Annotated in this window: 17 protein-coding genes and 1 pseudogene; 6 read left to right on the forward strand and 12 right to left on the reverse strand. The window is 46.8% G+C overall.

What is annotated here, in order from left to right; all coding sequences use genetic code 11:
• Positions 1–184: 184 nt before the first annotated feature.
• The 4 genes and pseudogenes from DSZ37_RS16780 to DSZ37_RS18255 all read right to left on the reverse strand — a co-directional run.
• Positions 185–463: a DUF6809 family protein gene (locus DSZ37_RS16780; protein ID WP_109728000.1), complete on the reverse strand. Its 279-nt coding sequence runs from the start codon at positions 461–463 to the stop codon at positions 185–187.
• A 106-nt stretch (positions 464–569) separates the two neighbouring features.
• On the reverse strand, positions 570–1,904 hold the full coding sequence (locus DSZ37_RS16785) for a relaxase/mobilization nuclease domain-containing protein (protein ID WP_109728001.1): 1,335 nt from the start codon (positions 1,902–1,904) through the stop codon (positions 570–572).
• Positions 1,904–2,215, reverse strand: a complete 312-nt coding sequence (locus tag DSZ37_RS16790; protein WP_109728002.1) for a plasmid mobilization protein — start codon at positions 2,213–2,215, stop codon at positions 1,904–1,906. The genes DSZ37_RS16785 and DSZ37_RS16790 overlap by 1 nt, the downstream gene beginning before the upstream one ends.
• Positions 2,216–2,802: 587 nt before the next feature.
• Positions 2,803–3,105 (reverse strand): annotated as a pseudogene (locus DSZ37_RS18255) (hypothetical protein); the annotation flags it as partial.
• A 117-nt stretch (positions 3,106–3,222) separates the two neighbouring features.
• Between DSZ37_RS18255 and DSZ37_RS16800 the strand changes: the two are divergent.
• The gene (locus DSZ37_RS16800) at positions 3,223–6,333 is read left to right on the forward strand and encodes a dockerin type I domain-containing protein (protein WP_109728004.1); all 3,111 of its coding nucleotides are present in this window, start codon (positions 3,223–3,225) and stop codon (positions 6,331–6,333) included.
• A 64-nt stretch (positions 6,334–6,397) separates the two neighbouring features.
• Entirely contained in the window at positions 6,398–6,973 is a 576-nt protein-coding gene (locus DSZ37_RS16805; RefSeq protein WP_109728005.1) for a hypothetical protein, read from the forward strand.
• A gap of 598 nt (positions 6,974–7,571) precedes the next feature.
• Here DSZ37_RS16805 and DSZ37_RS16810 read toward each other — a convergent pair.
• Both DSZ37_RS16810 and DSZ37_RS16815 read right to left on the reverse strand, forming a co-directional pair.
• On the reverse strand, positions 7,572–8,846 hold the full coding sequence (locus DSZ37_RS16810; protein WP_109728006.1) for a sensor histidine kinase: 1,275 nt from the start codon (positions 8,844–8,846) through the stop codon (positions 7,572–7,574).
• Between the two features lie 2 nt (positions 8,847–8,848).
• A complete protein-coding gene (locus tag DSZ37_RS16815; protein WP_109728007.1) occupies positions 8,849–9,526 on the reverse strand; it encodes a response regulator transcription factor in 678 nt (225 codons plus the stop codon).
• 146 nt (positions 9,527–9,672) lie between these two features.
• Between DSZ37_RS16815 and DSZ37_RS16820 the strand changes: the two genes are divergently transcribed.
• From DSZ37_RS16820 to DSZ37_RS16835, 4 genes are read left to right on the forward strand one after another with little or no spacing between them, the layout of a single operon-like run.
• Positions 9,673–11,859 carry an ABC transporter substrate-binding protein gene (locus DSZ37_RS16820; RefSeq protein ID WP_109728008.1) on the forward strand — a complete coding sequence of 729 codons (2,187 nt, stop codon included), beginning with the start codon at positions 9,673–9,675 and terminating at the stop codon, positions 11,857–11,859.
• 2 nt (positions 11,860–11,861) lie between these two features.
• Positions 11,862–12,716, forward strand: coding sequence for a carbohydrate ABC transporter permease (locus tag DSZ37_RS16825; protein WP_109728009.1), 855 nt, complete (start codon positions 11,862–11,864; stop codon positions 12,714–12,716).
• A gap of 2 nt (positions 12,717–12,718) precedes the next feature.
• Positions 12,719–13,570 (forward strand): carbohydrate ABC transporter permease, encoded by an 852-nt coding sequence (locus tag DSZ37_RS16830; RefSeq protein WP_109728010.1) that lies wholly within the window; start codon positions 12,719–12,721, stop codon positions 13,568–13,570.
• Between the two features lie 2 nt (positions 13,571–13,572).
• On the forward strand, positions 13,573–14,961 hold the full coding sequence (locus DSZ37_RS16835; RefSeq protein ID WP_109728011.1) for a hypothetical protein: 1,389 nt from the start codon (positions 13,573–13,575) through the stop codon (positions 14,959–14,961).
• 129 nt (positions 14,962–15,090) lie between these two features.
• On the opposite strand, the gene DSZ37_RS16840 is transcribed toward DSZ37_RS16835, so the two are convergent.
• From DSZ37_RS16840 to DSZ37_RS16865, 6 genes are all read right to left on the reverse strand, one after another.
• Complete coding sequence (locus tag DSZ37_RS16840) at positions 15,091–15,621, reverse strand: hypothetical protein (RefSeq protein WP_109728012.1); 531 nt, start codon at positions 15,619–15,621, stop codon at positions 15,091–15,093.
• Between the two features lie 257 nt (positions 15,622–15,878).
• Entirely contained in the window at positions 15,879–17,033 is a 1,155-nt protein-coding gene (locus DSZ37_RS17850; protein WP_181380359.1) for a hypothetical protein, read from the reverse strand.
• Between the two features lie 50 nt (positions 17,034–17,083).
• Positions 17,084–17,995 carry a PP2C family serine/threonine-protein phosphatase gene (locus DSZ37_RS16850; RefSeq protein WP_242978658.1) on the reverse strand — a complete coding sequence of 304 codons (912 nt, stop codon included), beginning with the start codon at positions 17,993–17,995 and terminating at the stop codon, positions 17,084–17,086.
• A 28-nt stretch (positions 17,996–18,023) separates the two neighbouring features.
• Entirely contained in the window at positions 18,024–18,899 is an 876-nt protein-coding gene (locus DSZ37_RS16855) for a vWA domain-containing protein (RefSeq protein WP_109728013.1), read from the reverse strand.
• A 45-nt stretch (positions 18,900–18,944) separates the two neighbouring features.
• Complete coding sequence (locus DSZ37_RS16860; protein ID WP_109728014.1) at positions 18,945–20,288, reverse strand: serine/threonine protein kinase; 1,344 nt, start codon at positions 20,286–20,288, stop codon at positions 18,945–18,947.
• A gap of 21 nt (positions 20,289–20,309) precedes the next feature.
• Positions 20,310–21,353 (reverse strand): leucine-rich repeat domain-containing protein, encoded by a 1,044-nt coding sequence (locus tag DSZ37_RS16865; RefSeq protein ID WP_109728015.1) that lies wholly within the window; start codon positions 21,351–21,353, stop codon positions 20,310–20,312.
• Positions 21,354–21,594 lie beyond the last annotated feature (241 nt).

Below are 21,594 nucleotides of genomic sequence, written 5' to 3' on the forward strand. Positions count from 1 at the left end.
CGACTGTGATCTTGTTTTCTGAATAATAAAGCTTTTCATTCTCTTTTTCAGCCATTCGATCATACTCCTTCTATTTGTCTTGTTCATGTTTCCTGTGTGAATTAAAGTGTTCATTTTCATCTTTCCTTTACTAAAAATTAAAGGGTACGGTGTTTTACCGTACCCATTCCGTTTAATTATTATGTTATTTCAGGTTCTCGCTACTGCCGAACATCACGTCAATAATCAGTTCAGTGCAGTCGCGGAAGCCTTGTATGTAACTCTCTGCTACCATTGTTTCGGACAGCATTCCCTGCATATCCGTTATCTCGTTCAGCAGCTTTCTGTCGTCAGCCGACAGCCTTTTCTCAAGCCTATCGCACATTTCAAGCAGCTCCAGACTTCGCTTTGCGTAGTCGGAATCCTGCCTCACGTCGTGCTGACACGGTATGACGTTTCCGTAGTATAGATCCTGCAACTTCATCGCCGCGGTCACCTCCCGACCAACAATCATACCACAGCTCGCTGTCGAAATCCATTCATCAGACTTGACGAAAACCGACTGTTGAAACAACGCACACCTCACAGGACTATCCCATGTGTATTCCGTGAGCTTCCTTGCGCTCTCGCTCCTCGGCGAGTGCTTTGCTGTCAATGTGTTCCCGAGCGTACTCGGTATCGTCGACAGGCTCGTCCTCGATTATCGAAGCCACAGCTGTAACGCTGCCGATAATGCTATCAATACCGACTGTGATATCACTATCCACTTGGCTACTTTCAAGCTGAGCTTGTACTTGTACTCGTCGAGCTCTTTCAGCTTCGAGCCATATTCCTCGTTCAGCTTCCCAGCCTGTGATGACAAGTTTGCTGTTGCTTTCTCCAGTTGAGCCGCCGCTGTTTCCGACAGTTCCGCTGCCTGATTCAGCAGTTCCCGACAGGTTTCTATGGTTGCTCTCTGCTCGGAGCGTACTGTTTTCAGCACCTGTTCTGTATCCGCTTTCGTCGCCAGCACCGAGAGTCGGCTGAGTATTTCCAGCTGCTCCTGCAACATCAGCTTGTTCAATTCTATCAGTGCTCTCCAGTTGGCATCGAGTACCAACACTGCTGGCTGAGTTTCCTCCGCAGCCGACAATTCCTTGTCGTACATCTGCTGCAATTCTTCTTGTTTCGAACTCATATTCCATATTCTCCTTTCTGTATTTGTCGCCGTGAATCTTATTGTCACGGCATCTTCTGCCATTAGGACAAGTGTAGGTAATATACTTTCGGTTGTCCTCCCACCGAACATCATAGCCCTGCTGCTTCATTAAGTAGCAGAACTGCTTCTTTGATTTTGCCTGTTTCATCACCTGATTGATGACATTCATCAGCTCCCACTTGAAGCTCTCGCCCTTCTTCGCTGACCTATACTCACGGTCGGAGAGGTAGTCTATATTCATTTTCTTCTTAGGAGCATCGAGTACATGGACTCCGTACCGCTGACAAATTTCATCGCTGAGCTTCATCAGTTCCTCGACTGTTTCCTTGTTGGAATGGTACTTCTTCCCGTCCTCGAAGCTGACGGAGTTGAAGACGAAGTGACTGTGAATATGCTCCCTATCGATATGAGTTGCCACAATAACTTCATATTTGTTGAACGCTTTCTCTGCAAGCTCTACTGCAATTTTATGAGCGAGCTCAGGTTCGATTTCATATCTGCTCGGAAAGCTCTGCACCAGATGATAGTACAGCCGACCGTCGGACTTGTGATATAAGTTCTTGGTCGCGGTCATTTCATCGAGCGCAGTCTCGGGTGAGCAGTTGACTCCCGTCACGAAACGCTTGTCCTCTGACACGGTCTTTTCCTTTCTGCTGACGTAGTTGAGGACGTTCCTCATGCCGCCAGCGGTCTGAGTTTTGTTGTTGATGAAATGAATGATAGGCACTATCTCACCTCCTTGGCTATGTCGCAAACGGCTTGGGTGACAGCCTTGTGCTGTTCAATAAGCTCGTCCAGTCGGACAGAGTGCAGCCGTCCTTCGTGAGCCAGCATTGCTATCTGATTGAGGTTACGACCGATTGCTTTCTGCTGTTTTGCGACCTCGTCCAATCCGTCTGTTACTACGATTTTCTTATCAAGTGCCGACCTGAGAACGAAGTCGCTGAGGGACAGCTTGCGCCGCTGAGCCTTGTTGTGTATCCGCTCATACTCGTCATCGGTGCAGCGGATAGTGATCGTTCTGTTTCGTTTTCTCATATTATCACTCTCCTTTCATTGTACGATTTTTGAGAGGGGGTTTGGGGTTCGCCCCGACCAGCAAGCGTTCGGCGGACTGCCGAATGCGATGCTGGCTTTTTCAAACCTCCGTCGCCTGTACGGCTCCGTCAGCGGTGGTTTTCTCCTTATGCCAATTCCGCCACACTCGCTCCACGTTGCGCAACAATCGCTTTTGTGGGTACGGGTGGGATAACTACCCGATTTGGACTACTGCGGCAAAAATGGGCGTTTTTGTACGTGACAGTAACTCTGCCGTGACGGTAAAACTACCGACACGAAAACTTACTGACACGCCCCGCAGATGAAGCTATATAGAGCTTTGTGAGCTGTCATGCAGTGCCTGCGCGTCGGTAACATTTCTACCGTCACTACTGTCACACTGTCATTAGCAGAGAGAGGACTGCCTCCATATATATACCGATGGGAGAAGACAAAAACGAAGATTTCAATAAACGAGAAGCAATTGTTTGTATAGATGCACAAGCGGCGTAATAGAAAACATATATTCGATTAGTAATAGTTGCCAACAAAGAAAACTCCCCACAGCAATTACTGTGGGGAGAGGTTTACGACGCCGGATCGTTATTGGAAGTATTTGGTTGATTGGAAGATGTGTCAGGCGATTCGTTTTGCGAAAAGATGATCTTACACTGTTCAAACAGTTTCAGTATCCGTTTATAGTTGTAGCTGACTAATCCCGGATAACCGAAAGCTTTAGCTTCTTCATAGAGCGAGATATATTCATCACGAAGCCTGTCTAAAGCCCGTCGGCGAAGATCCTGCACAGCTCGGACAGTTGTACCCATTCTTTCCGCAATTTCATATGTATCAAGATCACTCTTGAATGAACAATACAGCACACTGTACTGTTTTTTATTTAACGCTACATAATGTACATATTTAGTGAAATGACTTGATTTTTTTTAAACGTCATGCTATAATCATGCTATAGTCTTAATAAATATATAAAGCAAAGGAGTAAATTAATGCGTAAACTAATTTCATCAATCATTGCTGTTACAACTCTTATAAGTTTATCGTTTAACTGTTCATCAATGATTCCCGAAACAAATGCAGCATCATACAGAACTTCATACAAAATATATGGTGATCTCAACAATGATAAAGCAATTAATTCATTTGATGTAATATCAATGAGAAAAGCAATTATCAGCAGAGATACCACTCAGGACTTAGACTTTAATCGTGATGATAAGGTTGATTCAGCCGACTTAACTCTCTTGAGTGACTATGTCTTGGGCAAGAATACTTTTTTCGATGCGTATCTTTATGATGATGCAGATGAAGACTCTGTTTGTGATATGTTAGAAATAGCCATATTAGAATCAGATCCTGATTCAAAGGATAGCGATGGTGATACACTTTCCGACTTTGACGAAGTAGTGTACACCAACACTTCTCCAACAAATAAGAACACCCGAGGATTATCAGTAATGGATGATGCTGATGATGCTGATGGTGATAAGCTTACAAACAAAGAAGAAATATCAGCAAATACTAATCCTCAGCTTGATGACTCTGATTTGGACGGAATCAACGACTATGATGAATTAAAAAAATATAAAACTGATCCTAATAATGAGGATTCTGATAATGATGGTATAATTGACGGAGATGAGATCAAACTTGGTCTGAAACCGGATTCAGACAAATCTGATGGTCAGACACCTGATAATCAGAGGACATTTGAAAACAAAATATCAGCTTCAAATGATTTGCTTTCACATATAAACACAGAAGATACTCCTTATGAAGTTTCTATTGATATAAAGTCAGCAGGAAATATTGAAAAAACTTTAACTATTCATACTGGAGCATTTTCAAATACTTCCGAAGATGACCGTTTTATAGGCAAGTCAATAATGTTTTCATATGATGAGAAACTGACTGTTGACACCGCAAAGATTTATTTCAAGCCCAAATCTATTGACGGCAGCATTGAAAACTATATGATCTTTGAGTTTTTTCCTGAAACTAATTATCTTCTGCCTGTAGAAACGAAGTACACATCAGATTCTGCATATGTTGAAACAAATGAATTGGGTACATTTACACTTGTTAAAATCAAAGATTCTTCACGATCATCAACTTCAGTGAAAATGGCACCATATAATGTCCTTGCTGACGAAAAGTCAGAAATATCAGTAGGAAAGAATGATGTAGTTTATGATTACGAACTAGGAGCACTTGAAGTTGCTTTTTTCGTTGATATATCTGGAAGCCTAACAGATAATCTTGAAGAAACTAAAAAAAGCATCCACGACTGCAGCCAGGCTATATTTGAGCACTCAAATAATGCTTATGTAGAAATCATTGGATATTATACCGCTCCGAAGCAGTCAGCAACTAAACTGATCGTATATAAAAATTCTGCAAATGATAAGCTGTTTAATAGCATTGATTCAGTTGATGAAGCTCTTGAAACATTAACCCCCTTTACAACTAATACACAAAACACGTTAAATAGTGCTATTTTTACACTTAATGGCATAAAAGGCGATTTATTTTCAAATGACAGCTCTCAAAAATATGCTTTTATAATGTCTAATTCAGATTATTCATTTACTAATAGTAATGAGTATAAATTAACAATACCTATCGCTGTTTGCGATTCTTTTGAGGAAATATACGATTCTAATATTCATCTCAATTTTTTATTATCAAGAAGAATATTCAACAATACTGCTGCTGTAAATAATTTAAAAGACGCTTGCAGACCATATAATTTTGGCATATATTCTAATTTGGAAAACGGCTATTTTGGTAACTCGGGATTTGCAAGATTGTATTCTGATGCTATTACGGATATTTATAAAGAATCTATCTGTTATGTTTCAACTTTAACACCGCAAAGTATACCTAAAGAAGTAAACAGAAATGCATTTTTAAATAGTCTACCATTTTCTTACGACAAATCAAAAGTACCTGCTGCTGATGCTAATGGAAATATAAACTTTAAAGACGCAGCTGTAAAAATAGGCGCAGCATATTATGATGCAAACGGTAGCCTTGTATTTCCGTCTATGCTGGATGTTTGCAGTTACAATGAGCTTACAAGAATCGGTTACGAGCAGTATATGAAAAATCGCAGTACTTCTGAACGCCTTATCGCCGGGTCTATACAGATCACACCGTTTAGTGACAAGATATTGTATGAAGATAATGATGGTGATGGAATTCCAAATAAATGGGATGCAAGTCCAAACACTCCTATTGATTCAAACTTTAGAGTGTTAAATAGTTTGGATGGATTAACAATAGACGATCTAATGTCGGATGCTTACAAACAAAATATACGCGAATCAGATGATAGCTTTAATTCAATTCAACCTACAAGCGGTCATATATTTACTGAAATAGCTGTGTCTTTGGCTGCGTGGTTTGGCGGAACGTCTGATGTTATAGATCTTGTTTTTGGAAAAGACCATAAATTGGGTAAATCACCAATTGCTGAAAAAGCTCTATTGCATTATATTAATGGTTCTGGAAAAACGCTAGATGTTCCCTTGTCAATTGCTGTTGGAACAACAAAATGTCAAAGGCTGAGTTATTATTGGCAACTTAACAGTTTTTTTAGAATGGTTGAAAATACAGTAAAGCCGGATTATTCATATAAATTTGCAACTATAGGAAATACTGATAAGGACCTATGGCAAACGGATTATCATCTGAATGAAGGAAAACCGCATCAAGCTGGTACCGATTGGTGGTTTACTATAGGTGGAGGAAGAAATGCTCTAACAGCGGAGGTTAATTGTATAACAAATGCAAGTGGAACATTTTATTCAGCACAAATTTTATATTACGTCTATGATTTGTATGATTGGAGTAATAAAGAGGCTTTGGGCGCTTTGCATAAATGTGGAAAAGCCAGAAATTTTCTTGTAACTGGAGTATATCCAATAAAGATTACATGGGAAAAAGGGGCAAGATACCCTCAAATTGGAGAACGCATCGATGCGGAAGTAGCCTTTGATTATGATAAAACCGAATTTGAAGGAATAGATGATAATGGCGCTTTGGCTAATGCATACAAAAAAGGGTGCGATTTTTATCATTTCAATGAAGCTAGATAAAACTCAAAACAATCATATTTGAGAGAATGTTGATTTTTATATGTAATAGAATGGAGAAAAAAGAATGATTTCTATTATAAAAAAAGGACTGATAACAGTATTCCTTATTAGTATATTATTGTTGATCTTTTACTATTCTTTTATAGTAAAACATTATGTTATAAAACACTACTCAAATATATATGCTATATTCGGAATAATTATATCAGTAGCATTGCTATTGATTATAATTGTATTTGAACATTTAGCAGATAGGAAAATCATAAAATTAATATGTTCTATATTGATTATTTGCGTTTCCATTTTTGTCGGATGTGTTTCCTATGTAATTAAAGAAATTATTTGTGATGAAGAAATATTTTATGCTCCATTTGTTGCTAATTACGATGGAGATTCAGAAATTATATTATATGAATATAGCGGAATGCAGTCCAAGATAGGTTGCTTGTGTATAAAAGAAACCTCAATTATCTATAAAAAAATACCAGATTCAGATTATATTATTGAAGGAGATTGTACTCTTACAGATCCTAATAATATATCACTAACTTACAATCCAAATGAACATTCACTATATATGCAATACATTTGGAATAAGGAAAATGGAATCCATGAGAAAAAAATAACAATTGATAATTAAACTTACATATAGCATTATAATATTTTGTATTCGTCCACTATTATCTCATGAAGAATTTAATAGGGGCGTAAGAGAATACAATTAGGATTAATCTTCAATTTTAAAAAGTAACATGATAATTAAAGCCGATACGTAATGTATCGGCTTTATTACTATTCGATTTGGTTTGTCAATTATTCCGCTAAGAGTAGCTCCCATATTGCGGAGGATTATGTTATGTAGTAAAAAACTCGCCTTAAAAAAGCCGATACTATATGTATCGGCTTTTTCCTATTCGGTTTGATGATGTTTTCTTCGATAAGGGAATCTTTCGTTGCAGGGCGTCCCCTCTCAAAAAACAGTCCACCGGACTGTTTTTTGATTCACCCCTTGCGGAGCGCTTTGTTTTATTTCGTCGCCTTAAAAGCTGAAAGCGACGACCAAAGGCGCTGCCTCTGGACTCCGCCAAAGGAACACAGTCCCTTTGGAATCCCTTACATAGGCTCGGCGTACTTATTGCGCTGTAAGCGATGTACAAATATCATTTTTGATATTATTAAGCGAGTTTACGAGCGACAACGTGGCAAGCGGTCGAGCTGGCTCAGCTCGAAATTATGATTTACATAACGGGGAGTGATATCACAAAGGACGCGCCGCCCAGAGGGCTGTCCTCGGCGGTTAGTGTGCCGTGATGCAGGTCGGTTATCTCCTTGGCTATGGCGAGTCCCAGACCAAAGTGGGAGCGGTCCTCACGGGAGCGGTCGGCGCGGTAAAATCGCTCGAAGATGTGCTCCTTGTCCTCGTCGGAGATACCGCCGCCGCTGTCTGATATCCTTATCCTGTGCCATGAGCGGTCTGCGGTGTAGGCAATATCTATTTTACCGCCATTGGGAGTATAGCTTACAGCGTTGCTGAGAATGACGGAAACCACCTGTTTTATGCGCTCGCTGTCCACATCTGCCTTGGGGACGTTCTCATCGGGCAGGCTTATATTCATGGTGATGTTCTTCTCCTTGGCAGGTGCGATAAAGGCTTCATAGCAGTCCAGCACCAGCGTATCCAGCTCTGTGGGTGAAGTTCTCGGTGCGAAGCTGCCGTTGTCCGACCTTGCAAGTGTGAGCAGGTCCTCGGTGAGGAGAGTGAGCCGCTTGCCCTCCTTGCGGGCAATATCCGCGAACTCCTTCTGCTGAGCTCCCTCAGAGCTGTCCATGGCGTCAAGTGCGGATATGATGGTGTTGACGGGGTTGCGTATCTCGTGGGAAGCCGCCGCGATGAAGTGCGCCTGCTGTTCGTGGTTCTTCTTTATTGGCAGCAGCAGCCTTCTGGTGAACAGGAATGCGAACAGGAACAGTGCTGCTGTGGTAAGCAGTATTATTATGATGAAGTTGCGGAGCAGCGAGCGGAACTGCTCATTTTCCGCGTCAAGAGAGTCTGCCGCGTAGAACTCCGTAAAGCCCTTTTCGCCGCTGATACAGATGATACCCACATAGTACTCCCTGCCGTCCCTTTTGTAGGTCATTTCCTTGTGGCTGACCGAGCCCGTATAGCGGAGCTGCCTTATCTCGTCGTCAAAGTGCTCGCGGATATCGGCAATGAGTCTGTCATTTTCCTCGGTGGAGGTCTTTGCGGTGAACTGAATGGGCTTTTCGTTGTCGTATATGAAAAAGCTGTAGTTGTAGTTGCTTCTCACCGAGCTGAGCCAGCTCTGGGTGATAACGTGCCTGTCCGACAGCGAAGCGCTGAATGACGCCATATCCGTGCGGAAGCTCATGAAGCTGTTCTCGCGGATATTCTGCCTGCTCAGGTAGAGGTACAGCCCCGACATTATTACTATGACCAGAGCGCACACCGCCGTGAACAGCAGAGTCAGCCTTATATGTACCTTTCTGAACATGGTCAGCCCTCCGTGGAAAGGCGGTAGCCTATGCCGTGAACGGTCTTGATGGCAAGGCTGCTGCCCACCTTTCTGAGCCTTCTGCGGACAAAGTAGATGTAGTTGTCAAGGTTGCCGCCCTCGATCTCGTAGTCCGCGCCCCATATCCTTGAGAGTATGGTGGAGCGTGAGAGGGTCTGGTCGGGATTTCGCAGGAAGAGCTCCATGAGCTCGCCCTCCTTGTTGGAGAGTGTGCAGCTGTCGCTGGGACCCGTCAGCACCTTTTCCTCCGCGGAGTACTCAACGTCGCCTGCTTTCAGCCTGCTCAGGCTCTCTATGCCCGAGTGCCTGCGGAGACGGCAGCGTATCCTCGCCATAAGCTCCCCGAACTCATAGGGCTTTACGATGTAGTCATCTGCGCCGCTGTCAAGTCCCGATATCCTGTCGCTGAGCTCTCCGAGAGCGGTGAGCATGATAACGGGAGTGGTATTGCCGCCCCTTCGCATTTCGCTGAGGATAGTGAGACCGTCCTTGTGTGGGAGCATACAGTCCAGCAGCACAAGGTCATAGGCGTTGCTGCTGAGGTAGTAGTCCGCGTCGGCACCGTCAAAGCATATATCAGAGGAGTAACCCTCCTTTTCAAGTCTGAACTGAAGGAGCGTACACTGCTCCCTGTCGTCCTCTATAATAAGTATACGCATAAAAACTGTCCTTTCGGTTTTCTTATGACTATTATATCACATTGATACCCAATTGGAAAGAATTAGAGAAAAATTAGAGATTTTTTAGAGGAGATTTAGAGATTGATGTGATATCATATTATCATAGAACAAGGAGGTAACTCAACATGAAAATGATAATGAAGATAACAGCATTCATAGCAGCCCTTGTCATGTCGGCTTCCGCAGTGTCATGCAGCAGCGGTAAGCATGCCGAGATAAAGAAGCTCTCAGCAAAGGGCGGATACGCCGAGAAGAAGCTGGAATTTGCATACGGGGATCTGGGACCTGCTTCCGAATTTACCGATATAGGCGGAAAGGTGGGGGCTGTGCTTCCCTTTACCGACGAGCTCTGCTACATCTCCAAGGACGGCACAAGGATATTCAGGGACGTTCTCCCTGATCTTGATGAAGCCAACAATGATGACATTGCCACGATATTTGCCGCATCTGAGTACGGATATCTGTACTGGAAAATGAACAGAAATGTATGGGTGCTTTCATCTGACGGCACCGAAAATCAGGTAAGCGGTCTCGAAAATATCATGTATGCGGAGTTCTCTGAGGACGGCAGGCTTTTTGCCTGCAACACCATGGGAGACATACTTGAGGTGGATATAAGCACAGGCGATACCAAGAAGGTCACCGGCGGAAACGGAATATTCTCCGCCTTTGATATCATTGGCAGCAATATTATCTACATCGACGATGACGGTGCCCATTTCTATGACATTGACAGCGGCAGGGAGACAGAGGTGCCTGATGCTCTGAAGGATTTCCTCGGCAGCTACAGACACGAAAGGCTGACCAGCGGCGTAGCTGTGGATATATGCCGCGGAAATGATGATGACATATACATCGGCTGTCCTGACGGTCTCTACCGTTATGTGATGGGCGGCAATATCATCGAGCAGCTCATTGACGGCTTTGTGAGCCGCTTCGGAGACCCCTCCGACGAGATGATCTCGCTGTACTGCGGAGAGGACGGAACGCTCTATGCTGCATTTGTCAGCGGCGTTTACAGCTACCGCTTCGACCCTGAGCTTGAGACCGCAGCCGCTTCGGAGCTGAAGATATACACCCTTGAAAAGAACAACACCGTCTCAAAGCTCATAAGCGGCTTTGCCTCCGAAAACAGGGGAGTCAAGGTTGACCTTCAGGTGGGTATGAAGGAGGGCATGACCTACAGCGACGCCATGAAGGAGCTCACAACTCAGATACTCTCGGGAAATGCTCCCGACGTCATGATACTGGACGGTCTGGACATAGAGAACCTCATTGACAAGAATATGCTGATCGATCTGTCGGAGAACAGCGAAAAATGGCTTCCCGAGAATGACCTGCTCAGCAATGTGGTCAACTGGAACGACCATGACGGAAAGCTTTGCAGCGTGGCGTGCAGGTTCAGACTTCCTGCCGTAGGTGCAGAGGAGGACGAGCTGAAAAAGATACACAGCTATGCGGACATTGCCGACCTATGCGAGGAATACAGGGAGAAATACGATCCTAAGGAAACATTTATGGGCTATTATGACGTAAACGACTCCGTAAGGATAGGGCTTATTTATGAGTGGAACAGGCTTTTCGGCAGCTCTCCCGACAAGGAGGCTCTGACGGAATTCTTTGACAGCTGCAAGCGCATACATGATGCTGAATATGCCGGTAACGCCGAGGGATCCACCTACTGGAGCCCCGATGTGACCTCCGAAAATGCTTTCAGCGCAAGATTCTGGGGTGCTCTGGGCTATAAGATCATAGCTACGGGAGCCGTAAACGACATAAGCAGGGATATGAGTCTGCTTACCTCTGTTGATGAATCCGTGCTGGGCAAAAAGCTTTCATACAGACTGGGTCTGAACAAGGACAGCCGCAGCTTCCTGCCTGTCTGCAATATCGGCATAACACAGTCCGCAAAGAACGCCGACGACGCATACAGCTTCCTTGCCTATGCACTCAAAGATAAGACTCAGGAAAACGGCAACGATTACGACGGCTTCCCCGTAAATGTAAAGGCGCTGAAAAAGATATATTCCAGAAATGTAAACGATGAATATGATTATACCACATCTCTGGACGTTTACGGCGATGACGGAAAGGTGAAAGACACTGTCGAGCTTGATATAAAGAGCATGGACAATGCCGAGGTCAAGGCGTTCGACGACTATATAAAGAGCCTCGATGAGCCTGTGTACATTGAGTATGCGGTCAGAGAGATAGCAGAATCCGCAGGAGAAAAGTGCCTCAGCGGCACGGAAACTGCGGAGCAGGCTGCCGAGGAGACCATGAAGCAGCTTGAACTCAGAATGAAAGAATAGTTATGATAAACAGATATGCTATAAAGAGAAAATATCGTTACCTGCCATTCCTGCTGCCAAGTGCGGCAGGAGTGGCGGTATTCACATTCCTGCCCTTTGCCGATTCTGTCCGCAGGTCATTCTGCACCGCGGTAACGGGCGATCTTGTCGGGGTAAACAATTATAAAGCAGTGTTCGGCAATGAAGCCTTCGGACTGGCTGTGAAGAACACGGCAGTCTTTACGGCGGTTTGCATACCGCTGCTCATAGGGATATCATTCTTCATAGCCTACGGGCTCAGCCACGTGAAGCACATAAGGCTCATAAAGTCGGTGCTGCTGTTTCCCATGGCAGTACCAACGGCGGCACTGGTGCTCATCTGGCAGATACTTTTCGGGGACTCGGGCTGGATAAACCACATCATCACCTCCCACGGTCACGGAGCGGTCAGCTTCCTCGGCTCATCAAAGGCTTTCTGGGTGCTGGTGGGGAGCTATATCTGGAAAAATCTCGGGTACACGGTACTGCTGTGGCTGACGGGCATAATGGGCGTTTCCACCTCTGTCATCGACGCGGCAAGGGTGGACGGCGCAAACGAGAGACAGGTTCTGTTCCGCATAATACTGCCCGAGCTGAAGCCTGCGCTCTACACCATAACCATAATCTCGTTCCTGAACTCATTCAAGGTGTTCAGGGAAGCCTACCTTGTGGCAGGCGCATACCCCCACAAGAGCATTTATCTGCTCCAGCACCTGTTCAACAACTGGTTCGTGAATATGGACCTTGACAAGATGGCAGCTGCGGCTGTGGTGGTATTCTCGGTCATTTTTGCAGCGGCGGTACTGCTGCAAAGGGTATGGGACAGAAAGGAGGTCTGACCATGAGAAAAAAGGCGGCAGGACTGCCGCTGTACATCATAATGGCGGTCCTCTGTACGGCAGTGCTCTTTCCCGTCATACTTGCGGTGATACTGCCATTTCAGGCTCAAAGCGAGCTGAAGGACACCCTTTCGCCCCTTGTGAACTTCACGGGAAAGTACTCCCATATCGACCTGCTGCCGCAGTATCCCTCAGCGGAGAATTTCAAGGAGCTTCTGGTCTATTCTCCCGAGTTTTACAGAGTGTTCTGGAACTCCCTCCTCATGGTGGGGGGCATACTCTTTTTCCAGACTCTTGTGGCAGTACCTGCGGCGTGGGCGTTTGCAAGGGCTGAATTCAAGGGCAGGCGGCTTCTTTTCAACGTCTATGTCATATTCATGCTCATGCCATTTCAGGTCACCATGCTTTCACAGTATCTGGTGCTGGACGGCATGGGACTTATGAACAGGCGGCTTGCGGTGATACTTCCTGCGGTGTTCTCGGCATTTCCCGTATTTCTCATATACAGAGGTTTTGCGGACATTCCCCGTGACGTTGCGGACTCCGCAAGGATAGACGGCGCAAACGAGTGGCAGGTGCTGAGGTACATCGGACTTCCGCTGGGAAAGTCCGGCATACTTGCCTGCGTGGTCATAAGCTTTCTGGACCTGTGGAACATGGTGGAGCAGCCCCTGACCTTTCTCAGGGACAAGGCTCTGTATCCGCTGTCACTGTATCTCCCCACGCTGGGAGCTGACAGGGGAGAGCTGCTGCTGGCGTCAGCGGCGGTGACGCTGATACCTGCGGTATTTGTATTCGTAATAGGACAGGAGGAGCTTGAGCGCGGCATAATCGCTTCGGCGCTGAAAGAGTAGATATGAAAGAAAACATGAAAAGCAGAGCTGTGAAGCTCTTTGGGATATTTCTGGGAGCTATGCTCATCATGACCATAGTTTCCCGCATGATCGTCACGCAGAAAATGCCCGTGGTAACTACCACAGGCATAAAAAGTGAAAGCATCGCTCACAGAGTCGAGGTGGGAGGTACTATCGAAGCCGAAAAGCAGACCCCCGTATTCATTGCCGAGGGACTGAGAGTGTCGGAGGTATTCGTGAAGCAGGGCTCAAAAATAGGCAAGGGCGAACACCTCCTGCGCCTTGATGAGGAATACCTTGCGTCTGTGACGGCAGATGCCGAGAAGGAGCTGGAGGAGTTCATGGAAAAGGGCGATGCCTATGCCGACGGTGACAGGACTCCCGTATTTACGGAGTCGGGGCTCCGCGTGTCGCAGGTTTGCGTGAAAAAGGGCGACAGCGTCTATGCAGGTCAGCCTCTTATCCGCCTCGATACGGACTATCTCTATCGGAAGATAAGCGACATGGAGGGTGAGCTGGACTCACAGAGGCTCACCCGTGACGGTATGTACGAGGCTGAGGACAGCCGCTCCGCAGATGCGCTCTCAAAACAGATAGACGAGAAGCAGCGCGAGCTGGACCGCTATAACAGCATATGGGATAACGGCGGCACCGTTTACAGCTCCTGCGGCGGAGTGGTGACGGATATACTCATCAAGGCGGGGGACATCACTATGGAGCAGGCTGTGGCGCTCGTAAGCAGCTCTCCCGAGCTCAGCGGCGAGGCGGAGCGGCTTCGTCGCAGGATAGATGCACTTAAAAAGGCAGCCGAGCACATGGGCTACATAAACAGTCCCGCAGGAGGGATAATCACCGAGGCGGCTCTCCGCGCAGGAGACCTGACCGCTGACGGAGCAGCCTTCATCATCTCAGACGAGAGTTCGGGAAAGGTGTTCACGGGAATAGTTCCCGATGAGGAGGTGGAGTACCTCAAGGTGGGGGACAAGGTGAGCATCTCCGCAGGCGGCAATGCAAGGGCGAAGGATCAGAAGATAAGTCTCATGACCCGAAAGGGCGGCGACGGATGCAGGATAGAGGTGCCTGTGGAGAGCGACGATATAAAGCTTGGCGACATGGCAGAGCTGGTGACCACAAAGCTTTCCGACGAGCGGTACGACTGCCTGCCCTTTGAGACTGTTACCGCAGAGGGTGACAAGGGAAAGGTCTTCTACATCACCGAGAGCGAGGGCTTCCTCGGAAAGGAGTACACCGTACACAGCGCAAGCTGCAGGATCAAGGAGGAGACGGGAAATATGTACGCCCTCACCGATCTGGGGCTCACTCCCGAGACTCTCATAGTCAGGACAAGCTCCAAAAAGCTTGCCGAGGGTATGAAGGTAAGACCCGAATAAAATAAAATGCCCCTTTAAGCAGTTATGGCGTTTACCATAGCTCCTTAAAGGGGCATTGATATTGATGATATTGTTCAAGGGAAAACCTGACTGTATCAGGTCGTCAATGATGAAGCATTTACAGGAGCTTTACTGGAATACAACGCCCCAGCCAGCGCTGACCTTTCGGTACAGCCGCATTTTTTCCTTTTTCTTCATGCTCTTGAGCAGATAGAGTGCTCCGAAAGCAACGAGGAGTGTAGCAAAAGCTCCCACGATGATACCTACTACGCCCTTTATGAGGAACAGAGCAAGTACCCAGATGATGATAGCTGCAATAAGGATTATGGGAAGGCAGAATGAAGTGAAGTTCTTATTCTTGACCTTTATGTAGTGCTGTATGTCTCTGAGACTGAAGCACTCATAGTTACGGGCAATGAAGTTATCAGGCTGAGCCCATTTGCAGAACGCAGCGAGGTTTTCAAACTTTGCCGTATAATCCTGATAATCGTGGAATTTCTCGTTATACCTTGTGACGCGGTAATAAACTATAACAGCCTGTCCCTGCTGCTCGGCGTCCATAACGTGTATGATAGTGCCGACGTCAGCCTGACCCTTCATAGCCTTTGTCACAAGGAACTTTCGGTCTATCGCTTCATCAATATTGAGCAAGTAATTCATAGCTATCCCTTTCCTTAACACGAAATTTAACTGTGCATCTGAGAATATATAAACAGGTCAGTAACTTTACTGTAAAAGATCCGAACTATAATCATATAAAATTATTATAGCACAAAACTAAAGAAAATGCAATACTAAAAATAGTTTCTTAGTTTTCAGATGTAAAAGCCGCGTATCTAAGCCTTGCATGAGCTTCCGATGGGCGGCTCTGTAAACCTTGAAATGTCATATTTATGACATATGCCTCAAGGCAGGCGTCACATCTTTTTCTTGAAGTTCAGGTTAGCTTTAGCGACCTTTTTTCTGTCCTTAGCCTGTTTGAGCATATCTTCCTTTGACATACTGTCGCCTGTTTCAACGTCATCGTCGTCACCAAGGAAGTTATTGAGACGCTTCTTGAAAGCGCTCTCGCCTGAAGGCTTGGAAGTAAGGGTAACGCTTACGCTCTGCTGGGGCTGCTGCTGATACATACTGCCGCCGTGGAGCGATTGACCTGTATAGCCCTGTCTGTATGGGGCTGCATTCATATTCTGCTGATACATTGAGTTCTGCATTCCGCCGCCGTAGGGTGCAGGCTGAGGGAAGCCCTGCTGAGGATAACCCTGCTGAGGGAAGCCCTGCTGCTGAGGATAGCCCTGCTGAGGGAAGCCCTGCTGCTGAGGGTAACCATGCTGCTGGGGATAGCCCTGCTGCTGAGGGAAGCCCTGCTGCTGGGGATAGCCCTGCTGCTGAGGGAAGCCCTGCTGCTGGGGATAACCATGCTGCTGAGGATAGCCCTGCTGCTGAGGGAAGCCCTGCTGCTGAGGATAGCCCTGCTGTGCGTATACATTGGGGAATCCGCTTGCGCCCATCTGCTGAGCCTCCTCGGGATGCTCATAGAGCGAGTTGAGGGAATCGGCCTTGTTGTCAGCCTCACCGTTATTGAAGGGATTGGTCGAGTCAACGTCGAAACCGCTTGCGAATTCTGCGGGAGCTCCCAGCTGTTCGGGAGTCTCATCATAGCCGCTGAGGAAGTCGCTAACTGCCGAAGCAGGAGCCAGACTTGCAGCGGTAGCTGTCTCGTCGGGAGAGAGAACTACCTGACAGCTTCCGTTGTCAACGCTTGCATTGACAAGGAGAGCGATAGCCTCGTCCTCGGGCTTGAAGTAGCTGTAATCGTCAAGAGAGATGACTATAAGCTGCTTGGCGATAACGTGTTTAGCTGTGATAGCGGACATTACCGCGATCCTTTCGGCGGGGACCTCATTTACCGTACCCTCGTTGATGGATACAGAGGAGACACCTGAGTAGATATCGCCCGAATCGGCGACTATAAGGCAGAGGCAAGCGTCATAGTTTGTGAGCTCGGGTCTGCTGTGTTTCAAAGTTTCCGCGAAATTCTTGGCTGTGTTGTAGAGAGAACCTATTTCCATAACAAACACCACTTTTCTAAATTTATTAAACGCGATACACGCGTTCGGTATCAGACTTTCTTTTCAAGCATAGCTGCTTTTCTGTCAGCAGCAGCTTTTTTGTTTTCGGCGACCCTTTTGTTTATAAGGTCTATCCTGTCCTTCAGGAGATTCTCGTTGTAGATACAGGAGAGTGAGATATCGTCCTCTGTACCGAAGCGCGATCTCTTTGTGAGATTGTTCTTGATGATCTCCTTGAAGGTATCGAGGTTCACAAGCTGACTTGTGATTATTGTATGATAGTCGAGGAAGTCATGCTCGCTGCCGAAGGAGGTATAAAGACCGTCGGTTGAGCCGTACATGGCGATGAGCTTTCTGTTTGGAGCATAGAAGCTGCTGAACATGGAAGCTGCATTTGAGTTGCAGACAGAGGCTGTAACGTTAGCGGGGGCGGATTCGTTATACTCCATAGGCATAACAGCCCTTCCGTCCTCAAAAATAGCTACAAAGCTTCCGTCGCCTATCTGTACGCCGAAGGTGTAGTTATCTCCTGTGATACCTGCAACGAGGGTAGAGCCGTAGTAGGACTCAGGCGGTATCGCCTCGAACTCCTCCGGGGTGAACTTGCTCTTTTCCTCATCGGTAACGGGATTTTCAGCCAGATGCTTTTCGACCTTCATATTCCAGTTTGAGATTATCTGCTTTTCGATATTTTTGATTATGAGTTTGTGGTTGGTGGGAAGGTTTGCTTCAAGCGCCTCGCGGTCCTCATAGAACCTGTCGATAGCCTCGATAGTAGCCTCAACGGCGAACTTGGAACCGAGGTGGCTCCTGAAGTGCTTTTTGCTTCCGTGGCCGTCGGCAACTACAGCGACAGCGTAGTGGTCGCCCACCTTGAAAGCGGAGCTGTCCTGACAAACCAGATTGGTCTTTTCATGGCTTGCGCCCATGACCGAATGGCTGAAGCCGTTAAACATTATCATTCAGTCCTCCTAACGAAATATTGCGATATTACCAGCCTGTATCGAAGGGGACGTCATCTCCGTCGGTCTGGGTGCTTACCAGCTCCTGTATCTGCTGACCGAGGAGCTTCTGTTTAGCTGCGAATACATCCTCCTCGCCAAGCTCGTGGTTGGTGTCGTCGGAGAGAGTCATACTCTTGCTTCCGATCTGTGAAGATGTAACAGCGATTATCTTTATCATCTGAGCCAGCTGTCCGCCCGAATAAGCGTGAACAACTGTATCCTTCGAGCCTGTGAACTCGGCAAGGATATTGTCATTGGCTTCCTGACCGATACCGAGGGCGGCTTTAAGTCCGAACTTGTACCAGCTGTTTGTCTGAAGCTCTCTCAGACCCTCCTTATAGTCGTCCGAGGGATAACCGTCGGTCATAAGGAAGATAACGGGTGCGAATGAGAGAGAAGGTGAACTGAGGAAGCTGTTTCTTGACATTCTGTGGTTGAGCTCCTTGAATGCAGCGCCCATGCTGGTAACGCCGCTTGCGCGGAGTCTTGCCCACTCAAAGTCCTCTATCGGGATAGGAGTCGAGTACATCCATCTTACTTCTGTAGAGAAGGTGAGTACAGCGACCTTGACCTCTGTATCAGCCTCGCCTACGCGGCGTATCTCGGGGATGAGCTCCTCCATAACGGTATTGAGCTCGCCCATTTTCTTGCCCTTCATTGAACCTGAAGTATCTATCAGGAAGAAGATAACAAGGCTTTTCTTTGAAACGCTGGTAGCGCTGAGGGGATCGTCATCGAAGTCAAGAATACTATCGTCGGATACGGGAGCGGTAGAAACTGTTTCTGCGGTATCAAAATCATCCAGAGGAGAAACGTTCTGAGTCTCGTTCACTTCCGGTTCTGTAACATGTTCATTGCTCATAATTTACATACATCCTTTCAGTAATACTGCTTATGAGAAAGCAGGTTAGATATGTGCTTTCACTTCGCCGAAATCGATCTCGAGCCCCTGCCATACGGGGAAGCCCTTTCCCGGGGCGATGTCGTAGAATACTCCGTCAGGCATTTTGGCTTTCCATTGCCTGTCTGAGCAGTTCTTTATACCGAGGACTCCCGGCTTGAGCTTATTCTCAACGAGCTCTCCCGCAACGGCTGAGAAGTCGTCGGATTCGGGGATTATCTCGCAGGCATAGAATTTACAGCCCAGATAGAGGGGAGTACGGTAATCGCGGTTGCTGAATCCGATGGTGACGAATTCCATACCGCACTTGGGGCACTTGAATGTTTTCTCGTTCTGATGAATGAACATCGAACTGAAATTCGTTCTTCCGCAGCCGCACTGTATGATCTCGGACCTGAGGCGTATGAACAGCTTCTGCCATTCGTTCTCGATGATACGCTTTGAGGGGTCCGTGATGCCGGTAGTGAATGAGCGGATGAAGGCGTCCTTGATATAATCGGGGTATATCCTCCAGAACTTGATGATGTTGTCGTGGATACCTCTTACGGGACGGTTTGAATCGTCGTTGGGGTCATACACGAAAACGGCGTTCTGACCGTAGTGCTTCAGCTCAGAGGACTCTGTAAGGCAGACATCGCGGACTACCTTTTCACCCTCCATGGGGTCTCCTCTGAAAAGGAGCTTGAAGAGTACTACGGCGAGGGAATACTTATCTGTCTGGACATTCGGCTGAGCGATGCCTCTTACGATCTCGGGAGCCATATAACCGGGCTTACCGCCGATACCGAAGTTGCTTCCGTCAGGGGCGATGTTATCGCAGTCACAGACGAGAACGGCGCCTGTATTCACGTTGATGAAGAAGCCTCCGTCGTTAAGGTCCTGATAGCTCTTACCTGCACGGTGGAGCTGTCTGAAAGCGTTTACTATATTGATGACGCAGGTGACCATAGCGCTGAGGGTATTGAATTTTACGGGGCGTTTTACGGCTCTGCCCGTAAGGGGGTCGATCTCCAGCTTATAGGTATTGAGGATATCCACGAATGAGTCGAAGCCGTCGGGCTTGAGCTCCATGATATATCCGAATGTACCGTCCTCTGCCTCCTTGGTGAGGTATTTCGGCCAGAGGAACTTATTGCTGGGGGGGCCGTCGTTTATGTTGTTCTGGAGATTTTTGCGGAATGCTGCGGGCTTGGCCATCTTATTGATGTCGTACCATTTCAGCGCCCATTTCTGACCGTTGAAGCGAACGAGGTAAACGATACCCTGACCGCCGCTGCCGATGACGCTGAGCACCTTGGCTTTGCCGCCGAATTCCATCTCGACCTCCTGACCTATTTCAAGCTCTATCATATGATCTCATCCTTTCCATTGTTAGTCAAGCTCATATTCTTCAGCCGAGGTCACGAGGACGTACCTTATTCCAGTGGCTAAACAGTATTTATGAACGTAAGAATTTTCCATGCAGTAAATAGTGAGATTGGGGCAGTACGAGAAAGCGTTGGCGTCAATGAACTTGATGCTCTCGGGGAGGTAGAGCTTCCTGAGCTTTTCACAGCCCGAGAATGCCTCCGCACCGATGCTGCTGACGCTTGGCGGTATCTCGATGACTTCGAGGCTCGTACAGAATGAGAATGTACTGTCCTCGATCTCAAGCACGCCGTCGGGTATCTTTACGACCACCAGATTAGCGCACTGGCTGAATGCGCCCTGCTTGATTATCCTCAGACCCTCGGGGAGCTCAAGACCTCTCAGGCGCTTGCAGGACGAGAATGCATACTCACCGATAGCAAGCAGAGTAGAGGGAAGCTTGATGGTCCTGAGGGAACCGAACTTGTCGAAGCAGAAGGCTTCCAGCTTTGTATATCCGTCGGGGATGGTGATGTTTCCGCTGAGCCTGTACTTGAAGGCATTACGCGGCATGAATACCATCTCGTTGATATCCGTTGATTTTTTCTTGGTCTCGGGCTCCTTTTTCTCGGAGTCTTCCTCGCTTTCGGGGAGGACCTTCAGATGTGACTCATACGGCCACCCCAGCAGATATGTATAGCAGGCGACAACGAATTCCGAAGCATTTTCCGCAAGGAACAGGTCACCGAGCATAAAGCTCTTTGCCTTCATGACAGCTATCTCACGGTTCTTATCCTCGAGCAGTATCTTCAGGACGCCCATACGGTACATATTAATAAGTAGCCTGCGTTCCTTGTCGTAATCGGGGATATGGTCGCTGAGAAGTCCGATGAATCTGTCTTTATTCATAACGGCACGGGCGCCGTAGTTAACGACGATAGACCTAAGCTCTTTCTGGAATTCCATAGTATTCTCAAAGCCTTCTATATTCTGCGGGACAGGAGCACCGCATTCGGGGCAGGCTGTGAACTTCGGGTCAAGTTGTGCGTTGCATTTCTCGCATTGCATGGTCTCTCCTCCTGACATAAAAATATAGCAGCGCAATAAATGCGTATTTATATTGTTATCACGATTAGTATAACACTTTTCTATTTTAATGTCAAGCAAAAAGGAGGGCTCGGACAAAATTTGAATTATCTTTTACAAAAATGACATCTCTTGTTTGTGCAATATTAAAAATCCTTTTACAGTGCGTAATATCGGCTTGAAATATTATCACCCGTTCAGTCTCTCCGGAATACTGTAAAAA

Source organism: Ruminococcus flavefaciens (assembly GCF_900116855.1).
Taxonomy (GTDB): Bacteria; Bacillota; Clostridia; order Oscillospirales; family Ruminococcaceae; genus Ruminococcus; species Ruminococcus flavefaciens_R.